Below are 5,391 nucleotides of genomic sequence, written 5' to 3'. Positions count from 1 at the left end.
GTCGAGCGGCGCGAACTGGTGGATCAGCCATGGGTGCCCCGGCAGCAGGCCGGATCGTTCCGGATCGGCCCCCGCCGAAACCCAGGCGCGCATCTGCCACGCCGATGCAGTGTGAAGCACGAGACCCTACAGGGGCTTGTCGTAGGTGATCCACATGGTCCGCGTGGCCAGCCGGTCGTACACGCCGCGGCCGCGGTAGTTGTCGTCGGCGGTGATCCAGCGGATCAGGCCCCAGCCGCGCTCGCGGCCGATCGCGGCCACCGCCTCGATCAGCGCGTCCGCGATCCGCCGCCCGCGCATCGCCGGATCGACGAACAGATCGTCGAGGAACCCGCCATAGCCGCCGCGCAGCGGCCGCGCATAGGGCCGGTAGTGCGCGAGTCCGACCGCGCGGCCCGCATCGTCCAGCGCCACGAGCCCCTTCACCTCATGCGCCGGGTCCATCAGCCAGGACCAGACCGTATCGCGCATCGCCGACGTCTGCTCGACCTTGTAGAACGCCGCGTAGCCGGCATAGAGGCGGTCCCAGTCGGCGCGGTGCTCGGCAGCGGCCGGGACGATACGGATCACGTTCATTCCGCGGCCTGGGCGTAGGACTCGATCGACTCGCAGGTGCAGACGAGGTTGCGGTCGCCGTAGACGTTGTCGACGCGCTTCACCGGCGGCCAGTACTTGCCCGACGCAACCCATGGCAGCGGCGTCGCCGCCTCGCGCCGTGAATAGGGATGCGTCCAGGCATCGGCCGCGATCTCGTCCGCCGTGTGCGGCGCATTCTTCAGCGGGTTGTCGTCCTTCGGCCAGCGCCCGGACTCGACCGCGCGGATCTCCTCGCGGATCGCGATCATCGCCGCGCAGAACCGGTCGAGCTCGGCCTTCGACTCGCTCTCGGTCGGCTCGATCATCAGCGTGCCCGCCACCGGCCAGGACATGGTCGGCGCGTGGTAGCCGTAGTCCTGCAGCCGCTTGGCGATGTCCTCGACCATCACGCCGGCCGTGGCCTGGAAGCCGCGACAGTCGATGATGCACTCATGCGCGACCAGCCCGTTCGCGCCGACATAGAGGACCGGGTAGTGCGCCTTCAGGCGCTCGGCGACGTAGTTCGCGTTCAGGATCGCCACCTGCGTCGCCTGCGTCAGGCCCGCGCCGCCCATCATCGCGATGTAGGCGTAGGGGATCGGCAGGATGCCCGCGCTGCCCCACGGCGCGCTCGCGACGGGTCCGGGACCGGTTGCGGGCCCGGCCGCGTCCGCGAACGGATGACTCGGCAGGAACGGCGCGAGATGGGCCGCGACTCCGATCGGACCGACGCCGGGGCCGCCGCCGCCATGCGGGATGCAGAAGGTCTTGTGCAGGTTCAGGTGGCACACATCCGCGCCGATCGCCGCGGGGCTGGTGAGCCCCACCTGCGCGTTCATGTTGGCGCCGTCCATGTAGACCTGTCCGCCATGCGCGTGGATGGTCTCGCAGATCTCCCGGATCAGCTCCTCGAACACACCGTGCGTCGAGGGGTAGGTCACCATCAGCGCGGCGAGCCTGTCGGCGTGCTGCGCGGCCTTCGCCTTCAGGTCGGCGATGTCGATGTTGCCGTCGCGGTCGCAGCCCACCGGCACGACGCGCATCCCCGCCATCACCGCCGAGGCCGGATTGGTGCCGTGCGCAGAGGTCGGGATCAGGCAGATGTCGCGATGGGCCTCGCCACGGCTCTCGTGCCAGGACCGGATCGCCAGCAGGCCGGCGTACTCGCCCGCGCTGCCGGCGTTCGGCTGGAGGCTGACCGCCGCGAACCCCGTGGCGGCGCAAAGCCACTGCTCCAGCCGCGCGGTCAGTTCCCGGTAGCCCTGAGCCTGGTCGACCGGCGCGAAGGGATGGATGTTGGCGAAGCCCGGCCAGGTGATCGGGATCATCTCGGCCGTGGCGTTCAGCTTCATGGTGCAGGAGCCGAGCGGGATCATCGAGCGGTTCAGCGCGACGTCCTTGTCCTCGAGGCGCTTGAGGTAGCGCAGCATCTCGTGCTCGGCGTGGTGGGTGTTGAACACCGGCTGGCGCAGGAACGGCGAGGTGCGCGCGAGCGCCGTCGGGATGCTCTCCGGTGCGGCGAGCGCGTCCAGCGCCACCGCCTTGCCGGACACTTCGCCCAGCGCCGCGACCAGCGCGCCGAGCTCGGCTTGCGTCACGGTCTCGTCGAGCGCGATGCCGACGCCGGTCGCGTCGATCCGCCGCAGGTTGAAGCCGCGCGCAAGGGCCGCCGCCATCAGCGCGTCCGTCTTGTCGCCCGCCTCGATCGCGATCGTGTCGAAGAACGTCTCGTGGCGCAGCGCGAAGCCTGCCCGCTTCGCCGCATCGGCGAGGAGCCGTGCAAGCAAACTGCAGCGCCTGGCGATCCGCGTGAGCCCCTCCGGGCCGTGCCAGACGGCATACATCGACGCCATCACCGCGAGCAGCACCTGCGCGGTGCAGATGTTCGACGTCGCCTTCTCGCGGCGGATGTGCTGCTCGCGCGTCTGAAGCGCGAGGCGGAGCGCCGGCCGGCCGGCGGCGTCCTGGCTGACGCCGACGAGCCGGCCGGGCATCAGCCGCTTGTAGGCGTCGGAGGTGGCGAAGAACGCCGCATGCGGGCCACCATAGCCGAACGGCACGCCGAGGCGCTGCGCCGAGCCGACGACGATGTCGGCCCCCATCTCGCCCGGCGGGGTCAACAGGCAGAGCGAGAGCAGGTCCGCCGCCACCAGCGCGAGCGCGCCGGCGCGATGCGCGGCCGAGATCTCGGCGCGCAGGTCGCGCACTTCCCCGGTTGTGCCGGGATACTGGAACAGCACGGCGAAGGGCTTGGCCGCCTCGATCGCCGCCGGATCGTCCGCCGCGACCGCCACCACCTCGACGCCGAGCGGCTTCGCCCGAGTGGCCACCACCGCGCGGGTCTGCGGGTGCACGTCCGATGCGATCGCCAGCACGCGCGACTGTGGCGCGTTGCGCTGCGCCTTGTTCACCGCGAGTGCCAGCGCCATCGCCTCGGCCGCCGCCGTGCCCTCGTCGAGCAGCGAGGCGTTGGCGATGTCGAGCCCGGTGAGCTCGATGATCATGGTCTGGAAGTTGAGCAGCGCCTCGAGCCGCCCCTGCGCGATCTCGGCCTGATACGGCGTATAGGCCGTGTACCAGCCAGGGTTCTCCAGCACGTTGCGCAGGATCACCGGCGGGGTGTGCGTGCCGTGATAGCCGGTGCCGATCAGGCTCTTGATGTCGGCGCGGTTCTTCGCTGCGAGCCCGGCGAGTTCGGCCAGCACCGCTGCCTCATCCTTTGCCTCCGGCAGGCCCGCGGAGGCGGCGATGCGGATGCCCGCCGGCACCGCCCTGTCGGTCAGCGCGTCGAGGCTGTCCAGTCCGATCGCTGCCAGCATCGCCTGCCGCTCGGCGGCGTCGGGCCCGATATGGCGCGCGACGAACCCGTCATGCCGCGCGAGCGCGGCGAGCTCAGCGAGCGGGGCCATCAGAGTGTCTCCAGGAAGGCGGCATAGGCGGTCTCATCCATCAGCGCGTCGACCGCGCTCGCGTCCGCGGGCTCGATCCTGAAGAACCAGCCCTGATCGAACGCCGATGCATTCACCAGGCCCGGATTGTCGGTCAGCCCGCCATTCACCTCGACGATCCTCCCCGCGAGAGGGGCATAGATGTCCGAGGCGGCCTTCACGCTCTCGACCACCGCGCAGGCCTCGCCGGCGGCGACCTCGCGACCGACCTCGGGCAGCTCCACGAACACCACGTCGCCGAGCGCGGTCTGCGCATGATCGGTGATGCCGACGGTGGCGACGTCGCCATCGAGCCGCACCCATTCGTGGTCCTTGGTGAACTTCAGCTCGCTCATCCTGGGCTTCCCTGTCAGCGCTTGTAGCGGTGTGGAACGAACGGCGTCGGGGCAACGCGCGCGGGCAGCATCTTCCCGCGCACCGAGAGCTCGATCGCCGTGCCGTCGGCGGCGAGGTCGCGGCGGACATAGCCCATCGCCACCGGAGCACTGAGCGTCGGGCCGAACCCGCCCGAGGTGATCTCGCCGATCGGCGTTCCGTCGGCGGCATGGATGACGGTGTGGGCGCGCGCCGGCGCCCGGCCCTCGGGCAGGATGCCGACGCGCAGCCGCGACGTGCCGTTCTCGAGTTCGTGGCGGATCCGCTCCGCACCGGGGAAATTCCACTCGCTGCGCCGGCGCTTGCCGATGGTCCAGGTCAGCGCCGCCTCGACCGGGCTGGTCGTGCGGTCGATGTCGTTGCCGTAGAGGCACAGTCCGGCCTCGAGGCGAAGCGAGTCGCGCGCACCCAGCCCGGCCGGCGCGACATCCGGATCGGCGAGCAGCGTGTCGGCCAGCCGCGCGGCCTCGGCCGCCGGGGCGCTGATCTCGAACCCGTCCTCGCCGGTGTAGCCGGAGCGGGAGACCAGGCACCGAATGCCGGCGATCGCGACTTCGGCAACCCCCATGAATGGCAGCAGCACCGCGGCGGGTCCGAGGCGGGCCATCACCGATTCCGCCGCCGGACCCTGCAGCGCGATCAGCGCACGGTCGGTCCAGACCGAGAGCGTCACGCCCGAGGGGAGGTGCGCGCCGATATGGGCGAAGTCCTCGTCCTTGCAGGCCGCGTTGACCACCAGGAACAGCCGATCCCCCATGTTGGCGACCATGAAGTCGTCCAGGATGCCGCCGTCCCCGTCGGTGAGCAGCGCGTAGCGCTGGCGCCCGGGCTTCAGCCCGACCACGTCGGCCGGCGTCAGGCGCTCCAGCGCCGCGGCCGCGCCCTCCCCCTCCAGCACGCCCTGGCCCATGTGCGAGACGTCGAACAGCGCGGCCTTGCTGCGGCACTGCGCGTGCTCGGCCATGATCCCGGCGTACTGCACCGGCATGGCGTAGCCGGCGAAGGGCACCATGCGCGCGCCGAGCCGGCGGTGCAGGGCGTCAAGCGGTGTGGTCTTGAGATCGGTCACGCGGACTCCGGACGGCCATCCCGCCGGCACTCTGCCGGCAGGTCCTGGCCCCCCTCTGTCCGGTGACCTGAGAGATTCGCGGGGGTTCCCCGCTTACTCCGTCGGTGCGAACGCCTCGTGGCGCCCGGCTTTCCAGAGGTCCGTTCCCCCGGGCGGTCCCTGGTGCCTGAGCGTTTCCGGGGGCCGGTTGCGCCTTCGGCGGCGCGGCCGGGCCGCGCACTCTTCCGCTGGGGTGGTCTGGACCGCGCTGTTGTGCCCCAGGACGGGGCGCGGTTCAACGGGGAACTCGTGGACAGCGCAGGGGGCTTAATGCAGTGTTTCTTTCAGTTTCCCAATCCTGGGACCATAAGAGCCCATCCGGGAAGAAGTTGAGTCGTTTGAATCGGCTGTGATTCGCTGCGTCAGCAGACGATTCGCGGAGGC

Annotated in this window: 4 protein-coding genes and 1 riboswitch; all 4 genes read right to left on the bottom strand. The window is 70.8% G+C overall.

Features of this window, described 5'->3' with window-relative positions; genetic code table 11:
* Window positions 1–126 precede the first annotated feature (126 nt).
* Genes ACTIFU_RS22210 through gcvT form a run of 4 tightly spaced genes read right to left on the bottom strand, consistent with a single transcriptional unit; the run spans window position 127 to window position 4,968 of the window.
* Window positions 127–576 (bottom strand): GNAT family N-acetyltransferase, encoded by a 450-nt coding sequence (locus ACTIFU_RS22210; protein WP_439580505.1) that lies wholly within the window; start codon window positions 574–576, stop codon window positions 127–129.
* Entirely contained in the window at window positions 573–3,485 is a 2,913-nt protein-coding gene (gcvP, locus tag ACTIFU_RS22205) for an aminomethyl-transferring glycine dehydrogenase (RefSeq protein ID WP_439580504.1), read from the bottom strand. Before gcvP ends, ACTIFU_RS22210 begins: the two co-directional genes overlap by 4 nt.
* Entirely contained in the window at window positions 3,485–3,859 is a 375-nt protein-coding gene (gene gcvH, locus ACTIFU_RS22200) for a glycine cleavage system protein GcvH (RefSeq protein ID WP_439580503.1), read from the bottom strand. Before gcvH ends, gcvP begins: the two co-directional genes overlap by 1 nt.
* Window positions 3,860–3,873: 14 nt before the next feature.
* On the bottom strand, window positions 3,874–4,968 hold the full coding sequence (gene gcvT, locus ACTIFU_RS22195) for a glycine cleavage system aminomethyltransferase GcvT (protein WP_439580502.1): 1,095 nt from the start codon (window positions 4,966–4,968) through the stop codon (window positions 3,874–3,876).
* 45 nt (window positions 4,969–5,013) lie between these two features.
* A riboswitch (glycine riboswitch) is annotated at window positions 5,014–5,114 on the bottom strand.
* Between the last annotated feature and the right edge of the window lie 277 nt (window positions 5,115–5,391).

It is taken from the genome of Elioraea sp., assembly GCF_051860475.1.
Classification (GTDB): Bacteria; Pseudomonadota; Alphaproteobacteria; order Acetobacterales; family Acetobacteraceae; genus Elioraea.
This window is presented reverse-complemented; position numbering and strand designations above follow the sequence as displayed.

Bases quoted from the DNA above. Each gene is read 5' to 3' on its own strand.
- ACTIFU_RS22210 (WP_439580505.1), bottom strand. From the start codon at position 576: ATGAACGTGATCCGTATCGTCCCGGCCGCTGCCGAGCACCGCGCCGAC.
- gcvP (WP_439580504.1), bottom strand. From the start codon at position 3,485: ATGGCCCCGCTCGCTGAGCTCGCCGCGCTCGCGCGGCATGACGGGTTC.
- gcvH (WP_439580503.1), bottom strand. From the start codon at position 3,859: ATGAGCGAGCTGAAGTTCACCAAGGACCACGAATGGGTGCGGCTCGAT.